Annotated in this window: 24 protein-coding genes; 10 read left to right on the top strand and 14 right to left on the bottom strand. The window is 66.4% G+C overall.

Annotated elements, in window-relative coordinates:
• Positions 1 to 182: 182 nt before the first annotated feature.
• The 3 genes from L7H23_RS06275 (at position 183) to L7H23_RS06265 (ending at position 4,464) form a co-directional block, all read left to right on the top strand.
• On the top strand, positions 183 to 1,577 hold the full coding sequence (locus tag L7H23_RS06275; protein ID WP_237838493.1) for a DEAD/DEAH box helicase: 1,395 nt from the start codon (positions 183 to 185) through the stop codon (positions 1,575 to 1,577).
• Between the two features lie 118 nt (positions 1,578 to 1,695).
• A complete protein-coding gene (locus tag L7H23_RS06270) occupies positions 1,696 to 3,366 on the top strand; it encodes an MFS transporter (RefSeq protein ID WP_237838492.1) in 1,671 nt (556 codons plus the stop codon).
• A gap of 57 nt (positions 3,367 to 3,423) precedes the next feature.
• Entirely contained in the window at positions 3,424 to 4,464 is a 1,041-nt protein-coding gene (locus L7H23_RS06265) for an alpha/beta hydrolase (RefSeq protein ID WP_237838491.1), read from the top strand.
• Here L7H23_RS06265 and L7H23_RS06260 read toward each other — a convergent pair.
• The 8 genes from L7H23_RS06260 to L7H23_RS06225 form a co-directional block, all read right to left on the bottom strand.
• Positions 4,418 to 5,167, bottom strand: a complete 750-nt coding sequence (locus L7H23_RS06260) for an alpha/beta fold hydrolase (protein WP_237838490.1) — start codon at positions 5,165 to 5,167, stop codon at positions 4,418 to 4,420. The genes L7H23_RS06265 and L7H23_RS06260 overlap by 47 nt on opposite strands.
• A 46-nt stretch (positions 5,168 to 5,213) precedes the next feature.
• Positions 5,214 to 5,456 (bottom strand): hypothetical protein, encoded by a 243-nt coding sequence (locus tag L7H23_RS06255; RefSeq protein WP_237838489.1) that lies wholly within the window; start codon positions 5,454 to 5,456, stop codon positions 5,214 to 5,216.
• Between the two features lie 101 nt (positions 5,457 to 5,557).
• Positions 5,558 to 6,808 (bottom strand): N-succinylarginine dihydrolase, encoded by a 1,251-nt coding sequence (locus L7H23_RS06250; protein WP_237838488.1) that lies wholly within the window; start codon positions 6,806 to 6,808, stop codon positions 5,558 to 5,560.
• A gap of 1 nt (position 6,809) precedes the next feature.
• Entirely contained in the window at positions 6,810 to 7,811 is a 1,002-nt protein-coding gene (locus L7H23_RS06245) for an arginine N-succinyltransferase (protein WP_237838487.1), read from the bottom strand.
• Positions 7,808 to 9,019, bottom strand: a complete 1,212-nt coding sequence (locus L7H23_RS06240; RefSeq protein ID WP_237838486.1) for a hydrolase — start codon at positions 9,017 to 9,019, stop codon at positions 7,808 to 7,810. Before L7H23_RS06240 ends, L7H23_RS06245 begins: the two co-directional genes overlap by 4 nt.
• A gap of 53 nt (positions 9,020 to 9,072) precedes the next feature.
• A complete protein-coding gene (locus L7H23_RS06235; RefSeq protein ID WP_237838485.1) occupies positions 9,073 to 10,278 on the bottom strand; it encodes a hypothetical protein in 1,206 nt (401 codons plus the stop codon).
• 82 nt (positions 10,279 to 10,360) lie between these two features.
• Positions 10,361 to 11,032, bottom strand: coding sequence for a spermidine synthase (locus L7H23_RS06230; RefSeq protein WP_237838484.1), 672 nt, complete (start codon positions 11,030 to 11,032; stop codon positions 10,361 to 10,363).
• A gap of 40 nt (positions 11,033 to 11,072) precedes the next feature.
• Positions 11,073 to 11,516 (bottom strand): hypothetical protein, encoded by a 444-nt coding sequence (locus L7H23_RS06225; protein ID WP_237838483.1) that lies wholly within the window; start codon positions 11,514 to 11,516, stop codon positions 11,073 to 11,075.
• Positions 11,517 to 11,679: 163 nt separating this feature from the next.
• On the opposite strand from L7H23_RS06225, the gene L7H23_RS06220 reads away from it, so the two are divergent.
• The 5 genes from L7H23_RS06220 to L7H23_RS06200 all read left to right on the top strand — a co-directional run bounded on the left by L7H23_RS06220 (position 11,680) and on the right by L7H23_RS06200 (position 18,222).
• Positions 11,680 to 13,776, top strand: coding sequence for a malate synthase G (locus L7H23_RS06220; protein WP_237838482.1), 2,097 nt, complete (start codon positions 11,680 to 11,682; stop codon positions 13,774 to 13,776).
• A gap of 60 nt (positions 13,777 to 13,836) precedes the next feature.
• Entirely contained in the window at positions 13,837 to 14,199 is a 363-nt protein-coding gene (locus L7H23_RS06215) for a Rap1a/Tai family immunity protein (RefSeq protein ID WP_237838481.1), read from the top strand.
• A 12-nt stretch (positions 14,200 to 14,211) separates the two neighbouring features.
• Positions 14,212 to 15,360: a tetratricopeptide repeat protein gene (locus tag L7H23_RS06210; protein ID WP_237838480.1), complete on the top strand. Its 1,149-nt coding sequence runs from the start codon at positions 14,212 to 14,214 to the stop codon at positions 15,358 to 15,360.
• Between the two features lie 95 nt (positions 15,361 to 15,455).
• Positions 15,456 to 17,468: a GMC family oxidoreductase N-terminal domain-containing protein gene (locus L7H23_RS06205; RefSeq protein ID WP_237838479.1), complete on the top strand. Its 2,013-nt coding sequence runs from the start codon at positions 15,456 to 15,458 to the stop codon at positions 17,466 to 17,468.
• 28 nt (positions 17,469 to 17,496) lie between these two features.
• Entirely contained in the window at positions 17,497 to 18,222 is a 726-nt protein-coding gene (locus L7H23_RS06200; protein ID WP_345790422.1) for a rhodanese-related sulfurtransferase, read from the top strand.
• On the opposite strand, the gene L7H23_RS06195 is transcribed toward L7H23_RS06200, so the two are convergent.
• Together L7H23_RS06195 and L7H23_RS06190 are read right to left on the bottom strand one after the other, a co-directional pair.
• Positions 18,223 to 19,527: a caspase family protein gene (locus L7H23_RS06195; protein ID WP_237838478.1), complete on the bottom strand. Its 1,305-nt coding sequence runs from the start codon at positions 19,525 to 19,527 to the stop codon at positions 18,223 to 18,225.
• A gap of 15 nt (positions 19,528 to 19,542) precedes the next feature.
• Positions 19,543 to 20,169, bottom strand: coding sequence for a class I SAM-dependent methyltransferase (locus L7H23_RS06190; RefSeq protein WP_237838477.1), 627 nt, complete (start codon positions 20,167 to 20,169; stop codon positions 19,543 to 19,545).
• 93 nt (positions 20,170 to 20,262) lie between these two features.
• Here L7H23_RS06190 and trxB point away from each other — a divergent pair, with 93 nt between their 5' ends.
• Positions 20,263 to 21,228: a thioredoxin-disulfide reductase gene (gene trxB, locus L7H23_RS06185; protein ID WP_237838476.1), complete on the top strand. Its 966-nt coding sequence runs from the start codon at positions 20,263 to 20,265 to the stop codon at positions 21,226 to 21,228.
• A 42-nt stretch (positions 21,229 to 21,270) separates the two neighbouring features.
• On the top strand, positions 21,271 to 21,585 hold the full coding sequence (locus tag L7H23_RS06180) for a hypothetical protein (protein WP_237838475.1): 315 nt from the start codon (positions 21,271 to 21,273) through the stop codon (positions 21,583 to 21,585).
• 27 nt (positions 21,586 to 21,612) lie between these two features.
• On the opposite strand, the gene L7H23_RS06175 is transcribed toward L7H23_RS06180, so the two are convergent.
• Genes L7H23_RS06175 through L7H23_RS06160 form a run of 4 tightly spaced genes read right to left on the bottom strand, consistent with a single transcriptional unit; the run spans position 21,613 to position 24,348 of the window.
• Complete coding sequence (locus L7H23_RS06175) at positions 21,613 to 22,428, bottom strand: hydrolase 1, exosortase A system-associated (RefSeq protein WP_237838474.1); 816 nt, start codon at positions 22,426 to 22,428, stop codon at positions 21,613 to 21,615.
• On the bottom strand, positions 22,413 to 23,081 hold the full coding sequence (locus tag L7H23_RS06170) for a hypothetical protein (protein ID WP_237838473.1): 669 nt from the start codon (positions 23,079 to 23,081) through the stop codon (positions 22,413 to 22,415). Before L7H23_RS06170 ends, L7H23_RS06175 begins: the two co-directional genes overlap by 16 nt.
• A 17-nt stretch (positions 23,082 to 23,098) precedes the next feature.
• Complete coding sequence (locus tag L7H23_RS06165; RefSeq protein ID WP_237838472.1) at positions 23,099 to 23,365, bottom strand: phosphopantetheine-binding protein; 267 nt, start codon at positions 23,363 to 23,365, stop codon at positions 23,099 to 23,101.
• Entirely contained in the window at positions 23,362 to 24,348 is a 987-nt protein-coding gene (locus tag L7H23_RS06160; protein WP_237838471.1) for a GNAT family N-acetyltransferase, read from the bottom strand. The genes L7H23_RS06165 and L7H23_RS06160 overlap by 4 nt, the downstream gene beginning before the upstream one ends.
• Positions 24,349 to 24,356 lie beyond the last annotated feature (8 nt).

The following is a 24,356-nucleotide window of genomic DNA, read 5'->3' as shown; positions in this document are numbered from 1 at the left end:
CGGACCGATCCGCCGCAACCACCGGCAGCGTGATTTCCCGCCCATTTTCAGGCGCGGGCGAGCCGGACCAGCGCTTTGTCCCCAGAGGCACCCTTTCACGCGGGTCGTTTCGAACCCGCGGCCGTGCGCCGTCCGTTCGATGCGAACGGATGCGCCTGCGCGTCGCCCTATGTGAGTATTTTATGACGACTTTCAACGACTTTGGCCTGCACGCCGACATCAATCGCGCGCTTGCCGCCAAGGATTATACGGTCCCGACCCCGATCCAGATGCAGGCGATCCCGCCGCTGATGAAGGGCCGCGACCTGTGCGGTATCGCGCAGACCGGCACCGGCAAGACCGCCGGTTTCTCGCTGCCGTCGATCCACCACCTTCTGACCTACCCGCATCAGGCGACCCCGCGCGGTTGCCGGATGCTCGTGCTCGCGCCGACGCGCGAACTGGCCGCGCAGATCGCTCAGAGCTGCCGCGATTATGGTCGCTTTACCAAGCTGTCGGTGACGACGGTCTTCGGCGGCGTGCCGATCAACAAACAGATCCGCGACCTTTCGCGCGGGGTCGATATCCTTGTCGCAACCCCGGGCCGTCTGCTCGACCTGGTCGACCAGCGCGCACTGCGCCTCGACGACGTCGAAATCTTCGTTCTCGACGAAGCCGACCAGATGATGGACATGGGCTTCATCCACTCGCTGCGCCGCATCGCCAAGCTGCTGCCGTCGCGCCGCCAGAACCTGTTCTTCTCGGCGACGATGCCGAAGGAAATCGCGCACCTCGCCGAGCAGTTCCTCGAAGATCCCGTCACCGTGTCGGTCGCCCCGCAGGCGACGACCGCCGAAAAGATCCGCCAGTTCGCGACCTTTGTCGAACAGAAGGAAAAGCAGGCACTGCTGACCGCGGTCGTGAACCGCGAGAATATCGACCGTGCGCTGATCTTCACCCGCACCAAGCATGGCGCCGACCGCGTCGTGCGCCATCTGGCCGGTGCGAAGATCAAGGCTATGGCGATCCATGGCAACAAGAGCCAGTCGCAGCGCACCCACGCGCTGCAGGCGTTCCGCTCGGGCGAGATCAAGCTGCTCGTCGCGACCGACATCGCCGCGCGCGGCATCGACGTGTCGGGCGTCAGCCATGTCATCAATTTCGAGATTCCGAACGTTCCCGAACAATATGTCCATCGCATCGGCCGCACCGCGCGCGCCGGCGCCGAGGGCGTTGCGATCAGCTTCATCGCTCCCGACGAGCGCCCCAATATGCGCGACATCGAGCGCGTGACGCGCACCAAGTCGGAGCCGATGCCGTTGCCCGATAACTTCAACGAACTGGTGCGCAACCTCCCGAAGCCGGTGCAGCCGCCGCGCGACACCGGCAGCCAGGGCCGCAACCCGCAGCGCCAGCGCGATGAAGCGCTCGCCGGTCGCGGCGAGAACAACCGTGGCGGCCAGCAGCCGCGCGGTGATCGCGGCCCGCGCCGCGACAATGCCGGCGCCGCTGACGGCCAGCCGCAGCGCAAGCGTCGTTTCCGCCCGCATCGCGGCAAGGTCGGCGCGCACAAGGGCGCGGTGAAGCGCGTGGGTTAAAATCCAGCGCTTCCCTCTTTTCCGTTTGTGCTGAACTTGTCGAAGCACCGTCCTTTCCTTAGCATCGGCTAAAAGAGAGAACGGCCCTTCGACAGGCTCAGGGCAGACGGGGGAAGAGATGGCCGAAGAAATCGCGGCAGCGGCACCCATCGACAGCGGGCAGAGCGAACGCAAGGTCATCCTTGCATCATCGCTCGGCACGATTTTCGAATGGTATGATTTCTATCTCTACGGCCTGCTCGCGACGATCATCTCGGCGCAATTCTTTTCGGGCGTCAACGAAACCACCGGCTTCATATTCGCGCTTGCGGCCTTTGCTGCAGGGTTTGCGGTAAGGCCGTTCGGCGCGCTCGTCTTCGGGCGCATCGGCGATCTCGTCGGGCGCAAGAACACCTTTCTCGTCACCATGGGCCTGATGGGCCTGTCGACCTTCCTTGTCGGCGTGCTGCCAAGCTATGCCTCGATCGGGACGGCGGCGCCCGTGATGCTCGTTGCGCTCCGCCTGCTGCAGGGCCTCGCGCTTGGCGGCGAATATGGCGGCGCCGCGACCTATGTCGCCGAGCACGCGCCCGAGGGAAAGCGCGGCCTTTTCACCAGCTTCATCCAGACCACCGCGACGCTCGGCCTGTTCGCGGCCTTGCTCGTCGTCATCTCGACGCGTTCGGCGCTCGGTGAGGAGGCGTTCGCCGCCTGGGGCTGGCGCCTGCCGTTCCTGATCTCGATTGTCCTGCTCGGCGTTTCGCTCTGGATCCGCATGCAGCTTGAAGAGAGTCCGGTCTTCAAACAGATGAAGGAGGAGGGCACGACCTCGAAAGCCCCGCTCACCGAAGCCTTCGGCCGCTGGGCCAATTTGAAGTGGGTGATCGTCGCGTTGTTCGGTGCGGTCGCGGGGCAGGCGGTCGTCTGGTATTCGGGGCAATTCTATGCGCTCTTCTTCCTCGAAAAGACGCTGAAGGTCGACGGCGCGACCGCGAACATCCTGATCGCCATTGCGCTCGCGCTCGGCACGCCCTTCTTCATCCTCTTCGGCTGGCTGAGCGACCGGATCGGGCGCAAGCCGATCATCCTTGCGGGCTGCGCACTTGCGGCGCTGACCTACTTTCCGGCTTTCCAGCTGCTGACCAGCGCCGCCAACCCGGCGATGGCAAAGGCACAGGAGACGGCGGCGGTAACGGTCACCGCCGATCCCGGATCGTGCGCCTTCCAATTCGACCCGGTCGGCAAGAACAAGTTCGAAAGCACCGGCTGCGACATCGCCAAATCGGCGCTCGCGAAGGCGGGGGTCAGCTACACCAGCGTCACCCGGCCGCGCCGCACGGGCGAAGCCACCGAGATATGGGTGGGCCGCCGTGCGCTGATCGCGCCCGAACCCTGGCAGCTCGCCGAGGAGGATCGCGCCGGTTCAGCCGAGGCGTTCCGTAAGGAACTAGCCGCCGCGACTGCCGCCGCCGGCTATCCGGCGAAGGCCGACCCCGAGGCGATGAACAAGCCGCTCGTCGTCGCCGTCCTCTTCTATCTCGTGCTGCTGGTGACCATGGTCTACGGTCCGATCGCGGCGCTGCTGGTCGAGCTGTTTCCCAGTCGCATCCGCTACACCGCCATGTCGCTACCCTATCATATCGGCAATGGCTGGTTCGGCGGTTTTCTGCCGACGACCGCCTTTGCGATGGTCGCCGCGACGGGCAATATCTATTACGGCCTGTGGTATCCGGTCGTCGTCGCGGTGATCACTGTGATTGTCGGGTTGCTGTTCCTGCCCGAAACATTCCGGCGTCCCATACACCAATAGGATAGATTGACGGGCCGAGCCGGGGGGCTAGGTTCGGGCCGCTCGAAGGGGGCCTGCATGCAGACGATCGACGAAGACGATTTCGAACCGACGCCGCCGCGGCGGCCGATGTTCCGGCGCAAGCGGGTGCTCATTCCGCTCGGCATCATCGTCGCGATCGTCGTCGCGTTCCTGTTACTCCGCACACCCGATACCGACCGCGACGCGATGATCGCGAAATATGGCGGGCCGAACGTGACCTTCGCAGCCGGTCCGGCCGGGCAGCGCGTCCATTACCGCGACCAGGGCAATCGTGCGGGACCGACCATCGTCCTGGTGCACGGCGCAAATGCCAGCCTGCACACGTGGGAACCGCTGGTGAAGCGGCTCGGCGGCACCTATCGCATCGTCACGCTCGACCTGCCGGGTCACGGGTTGACCGGCAGCACGCCCGACACCGACTATAGCGCCGAGGGAATGATCGACGCGATCGACGTCGTCGCCGCGAAGCTCGGCCTCGAACGCTTCACGCTCGGCGGCAATTCGATGGGCGGCTGGGTCGCGTGGCGTTATGCGCTCGCGCGTCCCGAACGCATCGACGCGCTGTTGCTGATCGACGCTGCGGGCATGCCGCTTCGCAAGGGCGAGAAGGCGCCCGAATCGAACGTTGGTTTCCGTATCCTGAAATATCCGTTCGGCCGCTGGCTTGCGACGCAGATCACCCCGCGCATGCTGGTCGAGGAATCGTTGCGCGGTTCGGTCGAAAAGCAGGAGATCGTCGATGACGCGATGATCGATCGCTATTGGGAACTGCTGCGCTTCCCCGGCAATCGCGAGGCGACCGTGCTGCGCGCGCGCATGAACCGCGAGCCCGCGATGGCGGAGCGGGTCGGCGACATCACCGCCCCGACGCTGATCCTGTTCGGCGACCGCGACCGGCTGATCAACCCGACTGCGGCACAGACCTTCCACGAACGCATCGCGGGGTCGGAGGTCGTGCTGGAGAAGGGCATCGGGCACTTGCCGATGGAGGAGGCGCCCGACCAGACCGCCGCGGCGATCGCCGGTTTCCTCAAGCGGCGGCTTGCGCCGCCTGCGGGGAATCCAGAAACGCACTGATCCGCGCCGCGGTATCGGCGGCATGGGTGAAGGGGAAGAGGTGCGATCCCGGCACCACTTCGAGCAGCGCGCCGTCGACCAGATCGGCGATCGCCTGTCCGTGACATGCGGGGACCACGCCGTCGCGCTCGCCCATCAGGATCAGCACGGGGATTTTGAGCTGGGGTAGCATCGCGGCGCTCGTCCAGCCCGCCATCGCCATCGTCTGATAGGCGAGGCCGAGCGGGGTTGCGGTCGGGAGCTTGAGCCCGCTTGCGAGCATGTCGTCGTCGAGCAGCGCGGCCCAGCCAATCCCCGGCGCGGTAACGGTCGGGGTCGTCGCCATCAGCACCAGCCGGCGGACGCGCCCCGGAAACTGGACCGCGACCTGCTGCGCCATCGCGCCACCCCAGCTGAAACCCGCAAGGTCGACCTGCTTCTGACCAAAGCGGTCGGCGATCTCCATCACCACCGCCGCCATCGTTGGCGCACCATAGGGCAGCAGCGCGTCGGGCGATCCGCCGACGCCGGGCATGTCGAGCGTCCAGACCTCGCGGTCGTGGATCTGCGCGAGGAGCGGCGCCGCCGCGCCGATGTCGGCGCCGATGCCGTTGAGGAACAGGAGCGGCACCCCGGGAGCTCCGGCGCGCCAGCGCGCGACGCGCAGCGTCAGGCCATAGACTTGTTCGGTGCCGAGGGTGGGGTTCCCGCTGATCCTGCTCATGCCCCGTGCCTTGGCACAGCTTGGTGACGGGCGGAAGTCCGCTGCGTTAACCGGCCTGCTTCGCCGCCTCGGCCGCAGCCTGCTCGTAGCGCAGGCAATCGAAGATCTTGGCGCCCGCCAGGAAAACCGAACCGCTGCACGCGACGAGCAACAGCTTGCCGCCGATGCCGGGATAATGGTCGAGATAGGCCATGCCGCGCGCCATCGCGCCGACGCCCAGGGCGTAAATGATCAGACACGCCTCGAAGCGGGTCTTGATGACGAACAGGCGTCCGATCTTTTTCAGCATCACCATAATCCAAGCAAGCGCCGTGCCAGTGGCGCAAATCGGGGATTCGGCGCCAAGGGCTTATGGTAAACTGTAAATTAACCCGACAGAAGGGGGAAGCCTCAGAGAAGTTCGGAAAGGTCGAGCGCCTCCAGCAGCGCCGCGCGGGCACGCTGGACGTCACGGACGAGGGCAGGGGATGCGAGGTCGCCGGACGCGATCGCTTCGGGCCAGTGCGCCGCGACGACCTCTGCAATCCGGTCGAGTTTCGCCGGATCGGCCATGAAACGCGGATCGACCGCGGCAGGTTCCGCGACGACGCGCAGGCGCAGGCATGCGGGGCCGCCGCCGTTCGCCATCGACTGGCGCACGTCGACCGGCAGCAGCCGTCGGATCGGGCCGTTGCCCGCGACATGCTCCTCCAGCCAGTTCCACACCGACGGTATCGCTCGCGCCTCGGTCGGCAGCACCAGCCCCATACCGCCGCCGTCGGGCAGGCTGACGAGCTGGGCGTTGAACAGATAGGATTTGATCGCCTCGGGCAGGCTGACCGCGCTTGCGGGCACCTCGACGATCTCGACCTCGGGAAAGGCGGCGCGAATCTGCGCGTGCGCCTCTTCGCGGTTCTCGAACGCGGTCTCGTGGGTGAAGAGCACGCGCTCGTTTGCGACCGCGACGACGTCGTTGTGGAAGGCGCCTCCCTGGATCGCTGTATCCGACTGGCGGATGAAGAGCGTGCGCGCCGGATCGAGCCGGTGCTTGCGGGCGATCGCCTTCGACGCATCGAGATGCTGACGCGCCGGGAAGCGGCCGCCACCGACGCCATAGACGAAGATTTCGACCCCGGCCGAGCCGTGCCCGTCGCAGAGGCGCATATGGTTGGCGGCACCCTCGTCGCCGAAAGGCGCCGGGACGGGGCCGTGCACCGCGAAGGCGGGATCGGCGAAGGCGAGGCGAAGCTGCGCGAGCGTGCCGGGCCACTCGTGACTGCGATGCGGCATCGTGACGAGGTTCGCGACGGTCAGGTGGCATTTGCCGTCTGCACTGTCCGGGGCGGGCGAGACGGTGGCGGCGTTCGCGGCCCACATCGACGATGCCGACCACGCCTGCGCGCGCAGATGCGGCTCGGCCGCGTCGAGCGAGGTTCCGAGCGTTTCGAGCCACGGCGCGTCGGGCCGGTCGAGCGGCATGAAAAAGCCCTGCGGCAACCCGAGCGCGATATTGTGGCGCATCTTGTCGATGCCCTGCAGCGCCGCGGCGCGCGGCTGCGACACGTCGCCGGCATTGCTCGCCGAGGCGATGTTGCCGCGGCTGAGCCCGGCATAATTGTGACTGGGGCCGATGATGCCGTCGAAGTTGATTTCGGTGAGCATATCAGCGCCCGATCCAGCTGATCGCGTCGCCGGCGCCGATACCCAATATGCGCGCCGCTTCGGCATCGATCGTGCCGCCCGTGCCGACCTTGCCGAAACAGCAGCGGAAGTCGGCAAGATTGCCCGTCGCGATCAGCGCATCGTCGCCGCTTTCGGCAATTCCTGTCACCTCGATGTGCTTCGCGTCGCGAATGCTGGCAACCTGATCGGTGCGCGCGGTCATCGTCGGGCCACCATCGAAGATGTCGACGTAGTTCTCGAACGCGAAGCCCTCATTCTCCAGCATCCGCATCGCGGCGCGGCCGGTGGGGTGGGGCACGCCGATGACGCTGCGCGCATGGTCGCTCAGCATCGCGATATAGACCGGGTGCTTGGGCATCAGGTCGGCGATGAACTGGTTTCCGTGGACCGCGTTGAACTGGTCGGCTTCCTGGAAATTCATCCCGAAGAATTTGCCCGCGACGCCGTCCCAGAAAGGCGAGCCGCCGGCCTCGTCGATCACCCCGCGCAGCTCGGCGAGGATGCGGTCGCCGAAGCGCGCGCGGTGGCGCGCGATGAACAGATAGCGCGAGCGTGCGAGCAGCAGCCCCAGCCCGCCAGCGCGCGCGGCGGGGTGCAGGAACAGTCCGCCGACTTCGGATGCGCCGTTGAGGTCGTTGCTTAGCATCAGCACCTGTGCGTGGAAGGTGCGCCCCAATTGCTCGCTATGCTTGCTGTCGGTGCCGATGCGGTACGAGTAGAAGGGCCAGCGCTGGCCGACCTGCCCGAAGATCTGGCAGGTGCCGCGCACCTCGCCGCTGTCGAGGTCCTCGAGCACCATCAGATAGAGCTCGTCGGCGGGATATTCCTTCTCCGAGTTGAACCCCGCCTCGGCGCGCTCCAGCTTGGCGCGCAGCGCCTTCTTGTCGGGGGGCAGGTTGGTGAAGCCGCCGCCCGTCAGCTTCGCCATTTCATAGATGCTCTGCAGGTCGCCCGGCTTGGCCGCCCGGATCACATAATTCACACAGTCCCCCGTTCCGCTATTCTCATCATGGTCAGCGCCGACAGCTGCGCGCGTTCGGCGAGGCTGTCGACGATCAGAAATTCGTCCGACGAATGGATGGCGCCGCCGCGCGGGCCCATCGTGTCGACAACCGGCACGCCGCACGCGGCGATATTGTTGCCGTCGCACACGCCGCCTGTCGCTTTCCAGCTGATCGGCGGCAGGCCGAGCGCCGCGCCGCAATCGCGCACCAGCTCGAACAATCGCGTCGCGGCGGGATCGAGCGGCTTGGGCGGCCGGTTGAAATTGCCGTGCAGATGGCAGTGCACGTCATGCTCGCGCGAGACCGCGGCGATCGCGTCGCGCAATGCCGCCTCGGCTGCCGCCATCGCCTCGGGCGTCGAGGGGCGCATGTTGACGCGCAGGATCGCAGAATCGGGCACGACATTGTTCGGCCCGCCGCCGTCGATCTTCGCCGGATTGACCTTGAGGCCGGGCGACTTCAGCGCATTCAGCCGCAGCGCGAGGTCGGCCGCGGCGATCAGCGCGTTGCGCCCGTCCTCGGGATTGCGTCCGGCATGTGCCGACAGGCCGTGGACGATCACCGAGAAATTCCCGCTGCCGGGCCGGGCGCCCGCAAGCCCGCCGTCGGGTAGGGCGGGTTCATAGGTGAGCGCCGCGGTTTTGCCTTTCGCCAGTTCGGCGATCAGGGCTGCGGAGGCGTGGCTGCCCGTTTCCTCGTCGCTGTTGATCATCACGTCATAGCCGACGCGGCTGGCAAGCGGTGAGGCTTCGAGCGCCGTCAGCGCCGCAAGGATCACCGAAATCCCGGCCTTCATGTCGGCGGTGCCGGGGCCGTTGAGCACCCCGGGTTCGAGCCATTGCAGCGTCTGGAACGGATGGTCGGCGGCGAACACCGTGTCCATATGACCGGTCAGCAGCAGTTGCACCGGCGCATCGGGTCGCACGCGGAGGTGCAGGTGGTCGCCGCGCTGCGTGGTCTTGATGTTGCCCGCGGCGTCGACGCTTTCGACCGGCTGCGGCGCGACGAGCCGTACCTCGCCGGGCAGCGCCGCAAAGGCGTCGGCGAGCTGGCCGGCGACGGTCTTCAGCCCCGCGAGATTTCCCGTACCGCTGTTGATCGCCGCCCATCGCTCGACCTGTGCGAGCATCGGCGCATCGGCCGCGCGTTCGAGCGTGGAGGTTTCGGCTGACGAGAGCGAAGTCATGCGGGTGGCTATAGACGTGCACGATGGGGTTTGGCGACCCCCGACGTCCGGCGTCAGAGGGCCTTCGATGCAGGTTTCAGCATCGGCGTATAACCCTCAAGCTGGAGCGCCTTGCGCGGCGAAAGCCCAGCGCTCGCCTGTTCCAGCGCCTGTCCGGCGCGCGCTGCCTTCCCCTGCGCGAACAGCGTGCGTGCAAGCTCGATCCGCGCGCGGCGCTGCACGTCGAGATTGCCGAACGGATCGAAGAAGGAGTCGATCCGGCTGCGGTCCTTCACCCCGTCCCATGTGAAGGGTTTCTCAGCGGCAGGATCGGCGGCGATGGCCGCATATTGCGACGCCGCCTCGGCGAGCGAAATGCGGTTCGTCAGCAGCGCGAGGCGCGTCCGGAACAGCCGCGCTTCGGGCGACGGAGTGCTGCCCGCGAAATCGGCGAGTACGCGTTCGACCCAGTCCCGGTTCATGACCCCGGTGGCGGCCTGCATCCCGAGCAGATTGAAGGACAGGATCGCGCCGCGATGCGCCGCCGTCGTCGATGCGCGGACCGCATCATCGCCGGGCCGCCCAAGGCTTGCTGGCGAGACGAGTTCGATCACCGGATCGTTCTGCAGCACGGCCTCGATATCGGGCTTGTGGAAATAGCCGACGACGACAACGACCGTTTCGCCCGGCCGTTTGTGCGCGATCGCGCGTATGCGCTGCGCCTGCATATAGGTGCGATAGAGATAGAGGCGGCGCGGCAGGTCGCGGTCGGCGCGCAGCGCGGGCTCGCCCGCCCATTTGCGCAAGGGGGCGAGAACGGCTGGATCCTCGGCCGCGAAGAAATCCCAGTCGAGGATCTTGCGGTCCGGAAAGGTCAGAAAGCCCTGAAACCCGCTCGCCTTCCGGATTTCGAGCGGCGCGTCGAGATCGAGCCCGAAGCCGAGGAGCTGGTCGTCGGCCGGCGGCATCCAGTCGATCGGGCAGATTTCAGTGGGTCGCTTCGCGACCCAGGGCAGGATGATACCCTGCACCTCATAGGTGAATTCATAATAGTCCTGCCGCGATGCCTGTTCGGGCGGACGCTCGATGCAGAGCGCGTCGGGCTTCACCATGTCGAGCCATGCGGCGAGCATCCCCGGCTGGTCCTTTTCGGCGACGAGCTGCGCGCCGTGATCGACGCCGAGGATCGCGACGCGCGTCTTCGGCTCCTGGGCGACCGCAAGACGGGGGAGGGCGACCGCGAGCAGCAGCGCGGCAAGGGCAAATATCGATCGCGGCATGGGGTTCGGCACCGTGCGAAATGGGGGACAGGTCCGTTCCATAACCGGCACCCGGGGGCTTTGCGACCCTTGTCGTTGCCGATCAGGGCGTGCGTGCGAACCAGATCAGATGATGCGCGCCCTTGCCGTTGCTGCGCGCGCGGACCTGCACTTCCTCGACCGCGAACCCGGCCTCCTTCAGCCGCCGCGTGAAGCGGACGTCGGGATGCGCCGACCATATCGCGAGGATGCCGCCGGGCCGCAGCGCGCGCCGCGCGCGGTCGAGCCCCGCCGCCGAATAGATGCGGTCGTTGCTTTCGCGCGTCAGACCGTCGGGGCCGTTGTCGACGTCGAGCAGAATCGCGTCGAACGCTTGCACGGCGCCGCCGATCACGCCCGACACATCGGTGATGCGCAGCTCGACGCGTGGGTCGTCGAGCGCGCCGGCGGTCAGCTCGGCCATCGGTCCGCGTGCCCAGTCGACGATCTCGGGCACCAGCTCGGCAACGGTGACGTGCGCGTCGGGGCCGAGGCGCGCGAGTGCGGCGCGCAGCGTGAAGCCCATGCCATAGCCGCCGATCAGCAGGTGCGGTGCGGCGCCGCGCCGCAGCCGGTCGCAGCTCATCTCCGCGAGCGCGACCTCCGAGCCGCTCAGCCGGCTGCTCATCAGCTCGTTGCCGCCGAGCGCGATCGTGAAATCGGCGCCGCGCCGGAACAGGCGCAGCTCTTCGCCGCCGGGGACCGGTGCGGTGGCCAGAAGTTCGCGGGGTGTCATGGCGCGGACTATAGCGAGCGAAAGCGCGCTTGGCACCCGCTCAGATCAGTCCGTCGACCCGCCAGATCGCGAGCAGTCCTCCGCCGACGATGACGTCGATCACCACGCACCACGGCACATACCATTGCGGGATCGCGACCAGCCCCAGCTTCGACCGGTTGTGGTGCGCAAAGTCCCACAGTGCGTGTCCGAAATAGGCGAGCGGCAGCGCGACCGGCCAGAGCAGCAGGCCGATCAGGCCGGCAACGACGAAACCGCCGGCGACGTTGAATTCGACGAACTGGTCGCGCGGCGATCCGTTGACGACCGCGAAACCGAAATAGACGCCGGCGATCAGCCCGATCAGGACTGCGGCAAAGCCGAGCGAGGCCGCCGCGGGCAGAAAGAAATGCGGCGCAAGCGATCCGATCCCCACCGCAATCCCCGTCAGGACCGGCTTCCTCGCAAAAACCGACGGCGAATGATGTTGCGTCTGGTCGACCATGGCATGTTCCCCTCCGGACAAGCTGGCGCGTACAGTCTGCCACGACTTGCCCCGAAAGCGAAGAGTTCGCCCCATTGCCAACCCCGTGCATTCGCGCCATAGGGCGGCGGCCCTTTCCTCCCCGGGTCCACTGGCGCGCTCGCGCCGACCAAAGGGTGCAAGAATGACTGATTTCCTCGACCGCCACGGCCTGTCTGTCGATTCGCGTCTGGCCGCCTTCATCGAAGACAAGGCGCTGCCCGGAACCGGCATCGACGCGCAGAAATTCTGGGCCGATTTCGCCGCGCTGCTCGGCACGTTCGCGCCCGAGAATGCGGCGCTGCTTGCAAAGCGCGAGGATCTGCAGGCAAAGATCGACGCTTGGCATCAGGCGCGGGAAGGGCAGTCGCATGACGCCGACGCCTATCAGGCGTTTCTGCGCGAAATCGGCTATCTCGTCCCCGAACCCGCACCCTTCAGGGTCGGCACCGCCGACGTCGACCCCGAGATCGCGACGATGGCCGGGCCGCAACTTGTGGTGCCCGCGCTCAATGCGCGCTTTGCCCTGAATGCCGCCAATGCCCGGTGGGGCAGCCTCTACGATGCCTTCTACGGCACGGACGCGCTCGACGCGCCGCCCGCGAAGCCCGGCGGCTATGACGCCGAGCGCGGCGCCGCGGTGATCGTGCGCGCGAAGGCGTTTCTCGATGACGTCGTGCCGCTTGCGTCGGGAAGCTGGGCCGACTGGCAGGGCGGACAGCTGACGCTCGCCGATCCGTCGCAATGGGCGGGCAGCAAGCCCGGCGGCATTTTGCTCAAGCATAACGGCCTGCACATCGAACTGGTGATCGACCCCGGCAGCGCGATCGGCAGGACCGACCCCGCGGGCATCGCCGACGTTCTGCTCGAAGCCGCGCTGACGACGATCATCGACCTCGAGGATTCGGTTGCTGCCGTCGACGGCGAGGACAAGACGCTCGGCTACACCAATTGGCTGGGCCTGATGCGCGGCGACCTGACCGAAAGCTTCGCCAAGGGCGGCGCGACGGTCACGCGCGCGATGGAGCCCGACCGCGAATGGACCGCACCCGACGGCACGGCGTTCACGCTGCCCGGCCGCAGTGTGATGTTCGTCCGCAATGTCGGCCATCTGATGACGGCGCCGATGATCACGCTCCCGAACGGCGCCGAAGCGCCCGAGGGCCTCTGCGACGCGGTGATCACCAGCCTCTGCTCGCTCCACGATCTGCAGAATCTCGGCAGCCGCAAGAACAGCCGCGCGGGCAGCATCTATATCGTGAAGCCCAAGCAGCACGGCCCGGAGGAATGCGGCTTCACCGACCGGCTGTTCAATGCCGTCGAAGACATGCTCGGCCTCGCGCGCCACACGATCAAGGTCGGGGTGATGGACGAGGAACGGCGCACCAGCGCAAACCTCGCCGCGTGCATCGAGGCGGTGCGCGACCGCATCGTCTTCATCAACACCGGCTTCCTCGATCGCACCGGCGACGAAATCCACACCTCGATGCGTGCAGGCCCGATGATCCCGAAGGGCGAGATGAAGGCTAGCGACTGGATCGCGAGCTACGAGGACCGCAACGTCCGCATCGGCCTCGCCTGCGGGCTCAGCGGCCGGGCGCAGATCGGCAAGGGCATGTGGGCGATGCCCGACCTGATGAAGGCGATGCTCGAAGCGAAGGTGGGCCATCCGAAGTCGGGCGCGAACACCGCGTGGGTGCCGTCGCCGACCGCCGCGACCTTGCATGCGCTCCACTATCACCAGGTCGATGTCTTCGCGCGGCAGAAGGAGATTGCAGGCGAGTCGGTGCCGTCGCTGGATCGCCTGCTGAACATCCCGGTCGCGACGGGGCGCAACTGGAGCGAGGCCGAGATTACGCGCGAACTCGACAATAATTGTCAGGGCATCCTCGGCTATGTCGTGCGCTGGATCGATCAGGGGGTCGGCTGCTCGAAGGTGCCCGACATCGACGACGTCGGTCTGATGGAAGACCGCGCGACGCTGCGCATCTCGTCGCAGGCGCTCGCCAACTGGCTGCTCCACGGCGTGTGCAGCGAGGCGCAGGTCGATGCCGCGCTGGCGCGCATGGCGGCGAAGGTCGATGCCCAGAATGCCGCCGATCCGCTCTATGAAAAGCTGACGCCCGACGGCATCGCGTACCGCGCGGCGCGCGCGCTGATCTTCGAGGGCGCGACCCAGCCGTCGGGCTATACCGAACCGCTGCTGCACAAATATCGTCAGGAGAAAAAGGCGGCGGGCTGAACTGGCGCCCGGCGGAATTGCGGCTTATGATATCCCCCGGGTCGAACAGGGGGATTCATCATGTTTCACAAAGCCATAGTCTCGATTGCCGCGCTCGCGCTCCTGTCCGTGCCTGCCGGCGCGCAGGAAAGCACGCCGTCGTCGGGCGTCTTCAAGACCGGACAGCAGATATACGATCTTTGCGTGTCGAAGGATGCCGCCGATCTGGACATGTGCGACTATTTCCTGATGGGCGCGCACGACATGATCAAGCTCTATGGCGACACGGGGATCGACGAGAACAAGATATGCCTTCCCGTCGGGATCAAGGCGATCGAACTTCGTACCTCCATTCTCGCCTATTGGCGCGGCAAGATGGGCGGCCTCAAATATTCGGCGGTCAGTTCGATCCGCAACGCGCTCTTCGACAAATATCCCTGCTGACTGGCGCGTCCGGTGTTCGCGCGCCTTGCCGTCCCGCTGATGCTGTTTGCCGGCGGCGGGATACTGACGGCTGTCGGCGCGCAGGCGCAGGTGAGCACGTCGCTCGAACTCGGGGGGAGCCGGCTTGCGGTTTCGCCGCAGGAAATGAAGGCGCTGTCGGCACTGGGCGGGCTGGTGCGGGGCGGGCAGAGGGCGGCGCAGGACAAGGCGCTGGCCGAGGCACGCCGCGTCGCGAACAGCCGCGACGCACGCTATGCGCTGGCGCTCTATGAGCTCGAGATCGGCAACCGGCGCGGCGACGACGCGATGCGCGCGGAGGCGTTGGACGTCCTGATCGCCAGCCAGACGACGCGGCCCGAAAAGCTTCCGGGCCATCTGGCGGCGCGCGGACAGATCGCGTTTCGGGCGGGCGATTTCGACACGGCGGACAGGGTCTGGTCGCGGTTGCTCGAACTGACGCCGTCGGATCCCGATGCGCTTGCCAATCTGGCGCAGGTCCGGCTGGCGCGTAAGGATGCGCCCGGCGCGATGGACCTGCTCACGCGCGCGATCGCGGCGCGCGAGGCGCTCGGGCAGCCCGTATCGGCGATATGGTACCGGCAGCGGTTGAGCATCGCGCAGCAGGGCAATCTCGTGGAACCCGGTGTCGCCGCGGCGCGCGCGCTGGTCGGCGCCTATCCGACGCCGGAAAACTGGCGGGCAGCATTGTCGATCTATCGCCAGCTGGTCGCGCCGGACGCGGCGTTCGAGATCGATATCTCGCGCCTGATGCGACACGTCGGTGTCCTCGTTCAGGGTGCTGAGTATCAACGTATGGCCCAATTGCTGACGCAGGCGGGCGAAGCTTCGGAGGCGAAGTCGGTCCTCGACGAAGGGACAAGCCGGGGACTGCTCGACCCCCGGACATCGCCAACCCGCGAAATCATCGCGGAGGTCGACCGGGCGATCGTCAAGCGACGCAATGGTAGCAGGGCGGCGCCTCCCGACCCGAAGGGCACACAGGTGCGATCGGGCATCGCGCGGCTCGTGGCGGGACAGCGTACCGAGGCGGAGGTGCTTTTTCGCGCCGCGGCGGCGGATCCGGCGAACGGCCGCTACGCCGATCTCGCCTTTTTCTGGTTGGCGTCGCTGGCGCAGGGGCAGCCCGCAACCGTCAGGTGACGACTGGCGGGTGCCTTGTCGCCGTTTCGATACAATATCGGCTTGCCTTCCCGCGCTATAGCCCGCCAATTGCAAGGCGAGGCAGGGGGCAGGCGATGACGGCACCATTCAATTTCGGGCAGCTCAAATTTCTGAAGGCGCTGACCGAGGCGCTGTTTCACGGCGCGCCGATGGCGATCACGCCCGATCAGGTGGTCGCCAACGTCAGCGAGCTGTTCGCGAAGGTCGGCGGGACCAAGCTCGACGAAATCCGTCTGTCGCTGACCGCGACCGAGATCGTGCTCGGGCCGATGTTCGCCGAGGTCGATGTTGACACCCGCGCCGAGCGGATCGAGCGGCGGCTGCAGAACAGCCAGATCGACCTGTTTCAGGACATGGCCCGGCTGCGCGGTATCATCTACGGCTGCTATTACGGCCATTGGCAGCCCGGGCTCGAGCCCGGCGATCAGGACGCCAATGCCGCGAACCCCGTCCATGCGCAGATCGGTTTCACCTTGCCCAAACACCGCACGCGCGGCGCGGGCGAGATGCCGCTGACGCGGATCGACGGGCGCGAGATCGATCCGGCGCATATCCTCAATGCAACGACGCTTGAGGACGAATATGACGTCATCGTCGTCGGATCGGGCGCGGGCGGCGCGGTGGCGGCCTATCACATGGCACACGATCACGGGTACAAGGTGCTGATCGTCGAGGCGGGACCTTTCTACCCTTCGCCCAGGATCAACCATCACGAACTCGATATGGTCGCGAACCTGTTCAAGCATGGCGCGCTCCAGACCTCGACGAACCGAGATTTCGTCGTCTTTCAGGGGCGCTGTGTGGGCGGCTCGTCGACGATCAACAACGGCATCTGCCTGCGCGTCAACGAGGCGGGGCGGACGCATCCCGACGCGGTCGACGTCCTCGCCAAATGGGCCAGCATCGGCGCGCCCGTCGACAAGACCGATTTCCACAAAAGCTACGACGCGATCAAGGCGCGGCTCGGCATCGACAAGATCGAACCGCGCAGCGGCCGGCACAACGGCCCGCACCTGATCAACGGCTGGAACGCCTATGCGCCGACTTCGGGCAATCCGAAGGACGGCCGCGCGATCGCCGACTGGTTCGCAAAGAATTTCGGGCCGCCGAACACGCCCAATGCCTGCGCCTATTGCGGATATTGCAACGCGGGCTGTGCCTATGGCCGGCGGATGGGGATGGCGCAGACCTATCTGCCCGACGCCTGCCGCGAAGGCGCGCGCATCCTGCCGGGGACGAAGGCCGACAGGATCGTCTGGCAGACCGCGATCGACGGCCGGCGCGAGGCCGAGGCGGTGAAGCTGGTCCTGCCCGACGGATCGAAAACGCTCGTCCGCGCGCGCGTCGGCGTCGTCGTCGCGGGTGGGACGATCGCCTCGTCGAAGTTGCTCAGCCGCAGCGATATCGATGGCACCGGCTATCAGGTGTCGCTCAACATCGCCTCGCCGGTGGTCGCGCTGATGCCGCCGGGCGTCGGCGGCGACGCGTGGGACGAGGATCAGATGGCGAGCTATGTCGACTGTGGCGATTTCCTGCTCGAAAGCCATTTTCAGCCGCCGATGGCGATGGCCTCGCTGATGCCGGGCTGGTTCGGTGACCATTCGCAGCGGATGCGGAATTTCGGCCGCGTCCATTCGGCGGGTATCCTCTTTCCCGCCGACCGGCGCGGGCGGGTGAAGGACGGCAAGCTCGAGTTCAAAATCGATGCGCAGGAGGATCTGCCGTTGCTTCGCCGCGCGATGGCGACGTTGACCAAGGTGCATTTCGCTGCCGGCGCGCTCGAATGCTATCCCGCGCTGACCAAAGGGCAGACGATCACGCCCGGAATGGATATCGACGCCTTCTTCGAGGATGCGATCGAAGAGGCCGACGATGTGACGCTGTCGAGCAGCCATCCGCACGGCGGCAATGCGATCAACGAAGACCCGCAATATGGCGTCGTCGATCCCGACTGCCGCGTCCACGGGACGACCAATGTGCTGGTGACCGATGCCAGCGTCTTCCCGACCTGCATCCGCGTCAATGCGCAATGGACCACGATGGCGATGGCGCATTATGCGACCGCGCGGAGCGATCCCTTTCGCTGAGCGTCAATCGCGCCTACATGGCGCCGCGATGTTCCAGGTTGCCGCCCTCTATCGTTTCGCGCCGTTCGACGATCCCGCCGCGCAGCGCCAGCCGCTGCTCGACCTTTGCGCCGCGCACGGTGTGAAGGGCACGCTGCTGCTCGCACGTGAAGGCGTCAACGGCACGATCGCGGGCACCGAAGACGGCATCGCCGCGGTCATCGCGCATATCCGCGCGCTCCCCGGTTGTGCGGAACTCGACGTCAAATATTCGGCTGCCGCCGCGATGCCCTTCCAGCGCCTCAAGGTACGGCTCAAGAAGGAAATCGTGACGATGAAGGTGCCGGGGCTCGACCCTGCTCGCGACGCGGCGCCCTATATCGACCCCGCCGACTGGAATGCGCTCGTCGACGATCCGGACACCGTCGTCATCGACACGCGCAACGATTTCGAGGTCGGCTATGGCAGCTTCGACGGCGCGCTCAACCCGCATACCAAAAGCTTCGGCGATTTCCCCGGCTGGTGGCGCGACCATGCCGCCGAGTTTGCGGGCAAGCGCATCGCGATGTTCTGCACCGGCGGCATCCGCTGCGAGAAGTCGACCGCCTTCCTGCGCAGCGAAGGCGTCGAGGATGTTGTCCATTTGAAGGGCGGCATCCTCGCCTATCTGGAACAGGTACCCGAAGCCGACACCCGCTGGCACGGCAGCTGCTTCGTCTTCGACGAGCGCGTCAGTGTCGGCCACGGCCTCGTCGAGGTCGGCGAGAAGGACTGATCAGCCGACGGTCAGCGTATAGGTGACGCGATAGTCGCTCGCGTCGCCGCTCAGCGTTTTCGTGAAGGTCCCCGGCTCGCTGCCGATGTCGACCGTCCCGATATTGTCGCTTCCCCCGATGTCGTCGAATTCGCGAAGCTGGAAACTCACCGGCTGCTCGAACGCGAAATTGCGGTCGACGACCCAGCTTTCGCCGCGCTTGATCGAGAAGATTTCGCGCGACCCTTCGGGGAAGCGCTCGCCGGTGTTGAAGCGCAGGAACAGCTGGTCGGGCAGCCCGAGCCCCAGCCGCCCGGTCAGCTTCACGCACTCAACGCGGATGTTCGACAGCGTATATTTCTTCGCCAGGGGAATGATGGCGGCCACCGCAGCGGGCGTGGGCGCCGCCTTCGGATTCTTCGTCAACCGCGCGGCGTTCTCGTTTGCCTGCGTCGCATATTTCCCCTTCGGAAATTCGGCGAGATAGGCGTTATACGCGCTGGCGCTGTTTTCGGCGACTGCGCCCTTCCACATCAGGTCTTCCAGCGCGGCGCGATTGCCCGTCGGCGCCTGTCCCAGACGCGGAACGAGATAGACCGGGGTGCCGGTGATGCTCGCGCTGACGAAGGGGCGTTGCCGGCCGTCCGTTGCCGCAAGCACATCGTCGCGGATCGCGCCGCCGAGCAATTGCACCGGCAGATCGGGCTGCGGCAACCGCTTGGCGAGCGAGGCCGCGAAGGGCGAGTTGGCGCCGGTTCCGTCGGCGGCGAGCTGCCCCGGTGCGGCCGCGAAGATCACGAGTACGTCGTCGGCCTCGACCCCTGCAAGGCCGGTCTGCACCGCGCGCGTTCCCGATTTCCACGAGCGGCCGAACGGATTGTTGCGGCACGAATCGAGGATCACCATCCGGATCTGCGCGCCCGACACCGATTCCATCACGCGGTCGAGGTTGATCGCTTCATAGGGCAGGTCGAGGTCGGACTTCAGCCCTGCATCGGTCGGGATCAGCCAGTTCTTGCCCTGCGCCTCGATCCCGTGCCCCGCATAGTAAACCATCGCGATCTCGGCGCCGTCGGCCTTGGCCCTGAAATCGCGCATCGCCTTCTGGAAGTCGTTGACCGACAGGTTGGCGGCGATGGTGACATCGTCGAACCCCGCGCTCCGCGCCGAGGCGGCGACCAGCTTGATGTCGTTCGCGGGGTTCACGAGCCGGCTGGTGTTCGCATAGTCGCTGTTGCCGATGATGAGCGCGACCTTGCGCGCTTCGGCGGCGCTCGGCGCGATCAGGAAGGCGGCGGAGAGTATGAAAAGCCAGATCCGGATCATCCCGCTATCCCCTCGTCACGAAGCGGCGTGCGCCGCGCCATATTCGATCCAGCCGAACGGCCGCGGCGTCTTGGGCATATAGGCGGCGCCCTGCCGTTCGACCGCAAAGCCCGCCTTTTCATACGCTTCGCCGATCGGACGGGTGAGGTGGCAATTGCCGCCGATGCGCTTCCAAACCGGCTCGATCCGTCGCTGCCATTTCGCGACCCCTGTATCGGGCGCGCCGCCATGTTCGAGGAATAGCGCGGTCCCGCCGGGTTTCAGCACGCGCCGGATTTCGGACAGCACCGCCGCCTGATCGGCGACCGAGCACAGGGTGAAGGTGGTGACGACCGTGTCGAAGCGTTCGCTCTCGAACGGCATCGCCTCGCCGACGCCGCCCTGGATGTCCGCCGCCATCCCGCGGGCCTGCGCCGCAGCGCGGCTCATCGCTAGCAGCTCGGGCGAGGGGTCGAGCCCGGTGAAACTTCTGATCCGCGCGGGATCGTAGAATTCCATGTTTATGCCGCCGCCGCAGCCAAGCTCCAGCACGTCGCCCGATGCATGCGGCACGACCTTGCTGCGCGCCTTCATGATCTGCCCCTGCGAGCAGGCGCATTTGATCAGCCGCGGCACCCCATGACGTTCCCACCAGCTCGCCATTTTTCCGACTCCCCTTGGCGCGGAAGGTGACCCTTGCTAGCGCGGTTGGCAACACCCATCTGTGCCGTCCCGCACAGGATTCGAAAGACGATCATGCCCGCCACGCACCACACCAAAATGCTCATCCTCGGCTCCGGTCCCGCCGGCCTGTCGGCCGCCATCTATGCCGCGCGCGCGGGGATGAAGCCGATCGTTGTGCAGGGGCTCCAGCCCGGCGGCCAGCTGACGATCACCACCGACGTCGAAAATTATCCGGGTTTCGCCGAGGTGGTGCAGGGCCCGTGGCTGATGGAACAGATGACCGCGCAGGCGACGCATGTCGGCACCAGCATGATCTGGGACACGATCGTCGACGTCGACGTCTCGCAGCGCCCGTTCAAGCTGACCGGCGACGGCGGCGACATCTATCTGGCCGAAACGCTCGTGATCGCGACCGGCGCGCAGGCGAAGTGGCTCGGCGTAGAGGGCGAGCAGGAGCTCGGCGGCAAGGGCGTATCGGCCTGCGCGACCTGCGACGGCTTCTTCTATCGCGGCAAGAAGGTCGTGGTCATCGGCGGCGGCAACACCGCGGTCGAGGAAGCGCTGTACCTCACCAACCACAGCGACGATGTCACCCTGATCCACCGCCGCGATCACCTGCGTGCGGAGAAAATCCTGCAGGACCGCCTGCACGCGAACCCCAAGATCAAGGTGCTGTGGAACAAGCGCGTCGAGCGTTTTGTCGCGGGCGACGGTGCCGCCGGTCTCGTCGGAGTCGACCTGATCGACACGGTCACCGGCGCGGCGAGCCACGAGCCGACCGACGGCGGCTTCGTCGCGATCGGGCACAGCCCCTCGACCGAGCTGTTCAAGGGCAAGCTACCGCTCGACGCCGACGGCTATCTGCAGGTGACGCCCGGCACGTCGCTGACCTCGATCCCCGGCGTGTTCGCCGCGGGCGACGTCACCGACAAGGTCTATCGTCAGGCGGTGACCGCCGCCGGCATGGGCTGCATGGCCGCGCTCGACGCCGAACGCTTCCTCGCCGAGGCCGAATATCACGCGATGGTGGATGCCTGAGAGACGAAGCGGCCGCTAACGACCGTTTGCGGACGTTAGCCGATGCAGTATGCCTATGGCATGATCGGAGTAGATTCCATTTTTCTTGAATGGGGATTAGTCCTCGCCATGTTTGCGGTGGCCGTGACAATTTCTGTTAGACAGTCAAAACGTGATGGTGTGCCAGAAATCGCCCCGGCAAGTTCGCGACAAAAAGTCGTCGGTGTTTCGCTTATTGTTGCGATGTGTGGATCATGGGCCATCTATTACGCTGGCTGGCAGTTGTTCGGCGGCTATGAAAAGCAGGTCGCTCTATTCGCTCAATTCATGATGATTCTTTACGCGGCCAGGCTGCTGACGCTCTTGCGCACAGCGTGACGTCCGCTTTTCACCACTAAGCTGCCGTCAGGTCAGCCCTTCCAATATCCGCTCAAACAGCCAATCTGCGTCACCGCCTGCAAAGCTGTGCGACGGGCTGGCCAGTTTCGCGATCCGGACGGTCGATGGATTCGCCTCGAGATAGGCGAGCGACGGTGCGAGCGCGTCCATGAAGGCCTGCGCGGTGCGGTCGCCGGTCGCGAGCAGGATCGTTGCCGGGCAAGGTAGTTCGGCGATCATGCCGTCGAGCTGGTCGGCCAAGCTGTCGGGTGCGGGCGGTTGCGGAGCCTGTTTGAGCGCCGACAGACCGCGAAACAATTTCCCGATGTCGATCTCGCCCTTCAGCAGGCGCAGCAGGCTTTTCGGGTCCTTCAGCCGCGCCAGATAGCGTGCGCGGATCGCCGAGGCCGGGGGCAAGGCGGGTTCGTCCGCCTCCTCGTCTCCGTCCTCATAGGTCCACGGATTGGCGAGGATCAGTGCGTCGAGCGCGAGCGGCTGGTGCAGAAGCAGCGCGCTCGCGGCATCGCAATTGCCGAAGGCGACGATCTGCGTGACTTGCGGCGCGGCATCGCGGAACGCTGAAACTGCCGCCGCAATGTCGGCACCGCTGCTCGTATAGCCGCCATTCGTGCCTTCGCTGTCGCCGATCCCGCGCCGGTCGAAACGGAACACCGGATGCCCCGCCGCTGCAACGCGCTGCGCCAGCATGGCCATTCCGCGGTGGGCGCCGCTCCGCACTTCATTGCCGCCCGAGACGATCAGCAGCCCGGTCGTGCCGGGCGCCTCGTCGAGGGTCGCGGCGAGCGCCGCGCCTTCACAGGCAAAGCTCAGCTGATGCCGCATGTCGTGCTCCATGCAGCAATGTCGGCGGCGATTTCCGACGCCATGGCGGCGTCTTCGCCGGGTTCTGCGCGCAGCCACAGCGGCGTTCCCGCGATGCCGTCGGCGCCAAGGCCGATGCTGCGCAGCGGCTCGACCGGTTGCGCTTCGGCGCTGCCGAGCTGCGCGACCATCGCGGGCGACAGCGCATTGCCTGCGAGCAGCAGCGGCGCGGTCTTCGCTGCCTCCTGCAGACTGTCGAGCGACGATTCGATCCCCGCCTCGCGGTCGGCGGCGACCCGCGCGCGCATCATCGTGCGGAGCAGCGAGGCGCCGCCGACGGGTGCGAGGCGCCACCAGGCAGCAGCCTTGGCGCGATGATCGATCAGCGCGCCGCCGCGGAAGGAGGCGACGACGACCGGGCCATCGAGGCTTGCCGCGACATCGGCCAGCGCATCCTGCCATTGCGCCAGATCGACCGCGTCCGGCGCGACGAGGCTTTCATTCTGTCCCGGCAGGTCGGGCAGCACCGCAGCAAATCCGTCGGCCGCCAGCGCGCGCATCGCCAGCACGAGGGTGCGGCGAAGGCGGTTCGCCTCGTCGAACAGCGGCGGGAGGATCAGGACGGTGGCGCGCGGTGCGCCCGCGGGTTCGATGCGCAGCAGATGCTCGGTCATGGTCGCATCGACGGGACTCAGCCCTTCACCTTGCGCTGCGAGAAGGCGAGCAGGTTGCCGTAGGTTTCGAAGATTTCGCCGTCGATCTCGTCATCGTCGATGATGATGCCCAGGCGATCTTCCATCTCGGTCAGCACCGTCGCGACCGCCATCGAATCGAACTCGGGCAGCTCGCCGAACAGGCCGCTGTCGCCGGTCAGCGCAGCCGCGCGTTCCTCGCCAAGGCCGAGCACGTCGGCGAGCAGGGCGCGAAGGGTGGCGTCGACATTATGGGCTTCGGTCATGAGTCTTTCCTGAGCAACGAGCGGGCAAAGGCCTTCAACGCCGGACCCCATGCCGCGAGCCGCGACGGATTGAAAGCCTCGATGCGCCAGAGCGGTTCGTGGCGGTTCATCCAGTCGCGCTTGTAGGCGTCGTTGCCGGTGCCGAAATCGATGCGCTTTACGCGATCGACTTCGATGACATGGCGGAACAATGCCGCCGAGAGCAAGGTGCCGGGCGAAGCCTTCAGGCTGTCCTCGACATGCGCCAGCTTGTGGATGAAGGCGGTGCCGTCCTCGACGGTCCAGAACTGTGCAGCGACCGGGACGCCGTCGATGCGCGCGATCCCCATGCGAAAGGTGCCGCGAAAACTCTCGGCCTCGGCGAAGGCGCGCAGCAGGGCCGGGTCGCCTTCCTCGGGCTTCCAGCTTGCGGCATATATCTGTTCATAGGCTGCCCAGCTTCCGGGGTCGAAGGCGTTCAGCAGCTGGATGTCGACGATGCCCTTCTTCGCCTTGCGCTGCACCGTGCTGCGCAGCGCGCCGGGCCGGCTCGCCCACCAGCCGTCATGGTCCATACCGGAAAGATCGAGCCAGTGGCGGTCGCCCGCCGGAGCCGCTTTCACCCACCATCCGGCTGAGCGGAGGGCGCCGGCGATGGCCTGCTGCTCCTCGTCGCGGATCGGGTAGAGCGAGAGATGTGTCGCCTGCGACCGCAAATTCAAAAGCAGGTCGTTCAGCGCCGCGCCGTGGTCCGGGCCGGCATAGAGCGGGCGGATCGCAAAGCTGTACCAGTTGGTCAGGCCCGCAAGATGGCCGGGTCTTTCGATCCGGAGCGGCAGCAGCGCGGTTGTCCTGCCCGCCTTGCCGCGTGCGTCGACTCGGCCCTCGCCGGCGAAGCCGTGCGCTGCCAGCAGGTCGAACCATCCGGCGCGGTCGAAGGGCGAGGCGAAGCCTGCGGCCTTCGCCGCATCATCATTAGCGTGATCTTCACCGTTCCCTTGCATGGTCGTGC

The organism is Sphingopyxis sp. BSN-002 (genome assembly GCF_022024275.1).
Classification (GTDB): Bacteria; Pseudomonadota; Alphaproteobacteria; order Sphingomonadales; family Sphingomonadaceae; genus Sphingopyxis.
Note: the sequence above shows the minus strand (reverse complement) of the source record. Positions and strands in the feature narration are given on the sequence as shown.

What these genes read in the sequence shown, in the direction of transcription:
- L7H23_RS06275 (WP_237838493.1), top strand. Translation starts at nt 183, where the DNA reads ATGACGACTTTCAACGACTTTGGCCTGCACGCCGACATCAATCGCGCG.
- L7H23_RS06270 (WP_237838492.1), top strand. Translation starts at nt 1,696, where the DNA reads ATGGCCGAAGAAATCGCGGCAGCGGCACCCATCGACAGCGGGCAGAGC.
- L7H23_RS06265 (WP_237838491.1), top strand. Translation starts at nt 3,424, where the DNA reads ATGCAGACGATCGACGAAGACGATTTCGAACCGACGCCGCCGCGGCGG.
- L7H23_RS06260 (WP_237838490.1), bottom strand. Translation starts at nt 5,167, where the DNA reads ATGAGCAGGATCAGCGGGAACCCCACCCTCGGCACCGAACAAGTCTAT.
- L7H23_RS06255 (WP_237838489.1), bottom strand. Translation starts at nt 5,456, where the DNA reads ATGCTGAAAAAGATCGGACGCCTGTTCGTCATCAAGACCCGCTTCGAG.
- L7H23_RS06250 (WP_237838488.1), bottom strand. Translation starts at nt 6,808, where the DNA reads ATGCTCACCGAAATCAACTTCGACGGCATCATCGGCCCCAGTCACAAT.
- L7H23_RS06240 (WP_237838486.1), bottom strand. Translation starts at nt 9,019, where the DNA reads ATGACTTCGCTCTCGTCAGCCGAAACCTCCACGCTCGAACGCGCGGCC.
- L7H23_RS06235 (WP_237838485.1), bottom strand. Translation starts at nt 10,278, where the DNA reads ATGCCGCGATCGATATTTGCCCTTGCCGCGCTGCTGCTCGCGGTCGCC.
- L7H23_RS06230 (WP_237838484.1), bottom strand. Translation starts at nt 11,032, where the DNA reads ATGACACCCCGCGAACTTCTGGCCACCGCACCGGTCCCCGGCGGCGAA.
- L7H23_RS06225 (WP_237838483.1), bottom strand. Translation starts at nt 11,516, where the DNA reads ATGGTCGACCAGACGCAACATCATTCGCCGTCGGTTTTTGCGAGGAAG.
- L7H23_RS06220 (WP_237838482.1), top strand. Translation starts at nt 11,680, where the DNA reads ATGACTGATTTCCTCGACCGCCACGGCCTGTCTGTCGATTCGCGTCTG.
- L7H23_RS06215 (WP_237838481.1), top strand. Translation starts at nt 13,837, where the DNA reads ATGTTTCACAAAGCCATAGTCTCGATTGCCGCGCTCGCGCTCCTGTCC.
- L7H23_RS06205 (WP_237838479.1), top strand. Translation starts at nt 15,456, where the DNA reads ATGACGGCACCATTCAATTTCGGGCAGCTCAAATTTCTGAAGGCGCTG.
- L7H23_RS06200 (WP_345790422.1), top strand. Translation starts at nt 17,497, where the DNA reads ATGTTCCAGGTTGCCGCCCTCTATCGTTTCGCGCCGTTCGACGATCCC.
- L7H23_RS06195 (WP_237838478.1), bottom strand. Translation starts at nt 19,527, where the DNA reads ATGATCCGGATCTGGCTTTTCATACTCTCCGCCGCCTTCCTGATCGCG.
- L7H23_RS06190 (WP_237838477.1), bottom strand. Translation starts at nt 20,169, where the DNA reads ATGGCGAGCTGGTGGGAACGTCATGGGGTGCCGCGGCTGATCAAATGC.
- trxB (WP_237838476.1), top strand. Translation starts at nt 20,263, where the DNA reads ATGCCCGCCACGCACCACACCAAAATGCTCATCCTCGGCTCCGGTCCC.
- L7H23_RS06180 (WP_237838475.1), top strand. Translation starts at nt 21,271, where the DNA reads ATGCAGTATGCCTATGGCATGATCGGAGTAGATTCCATTTTTCTTGAA.
- L7H23_RS06175 (WP_237838474.1), bottom strand. Translation starts at nt 22,428, where the DNA reads ATGCGGCATCAGCTGAGCTTTGCCTGTGAAGGCGCGGCGCTCGCCGCG.
- L7H23_RS06170 (WP_237838473.1), bottom strand. Translation starts at nt 23,081, where the DNA reads ATGACCGAGCATCTGCTGCGCATCGAACCCGCGGGCGCACCGCGCGCC.
- L7H23_RS06165 (WP_237838472.1), bottom strand. Translation starts at nt 23,365, where the DNA reads ATGACCGAAGCCCATAATGTCGACGCCACCCTTCGCGCCCTGCTCGCC.
- L7H23_RS06160 (WP_237838471.1), bottom strand. Translation starts at nt 24,348, where the DNA reads ATGCAAGGGAACGGTGAAGATCACGCTAATGATGATGCGGCGAAGGCC.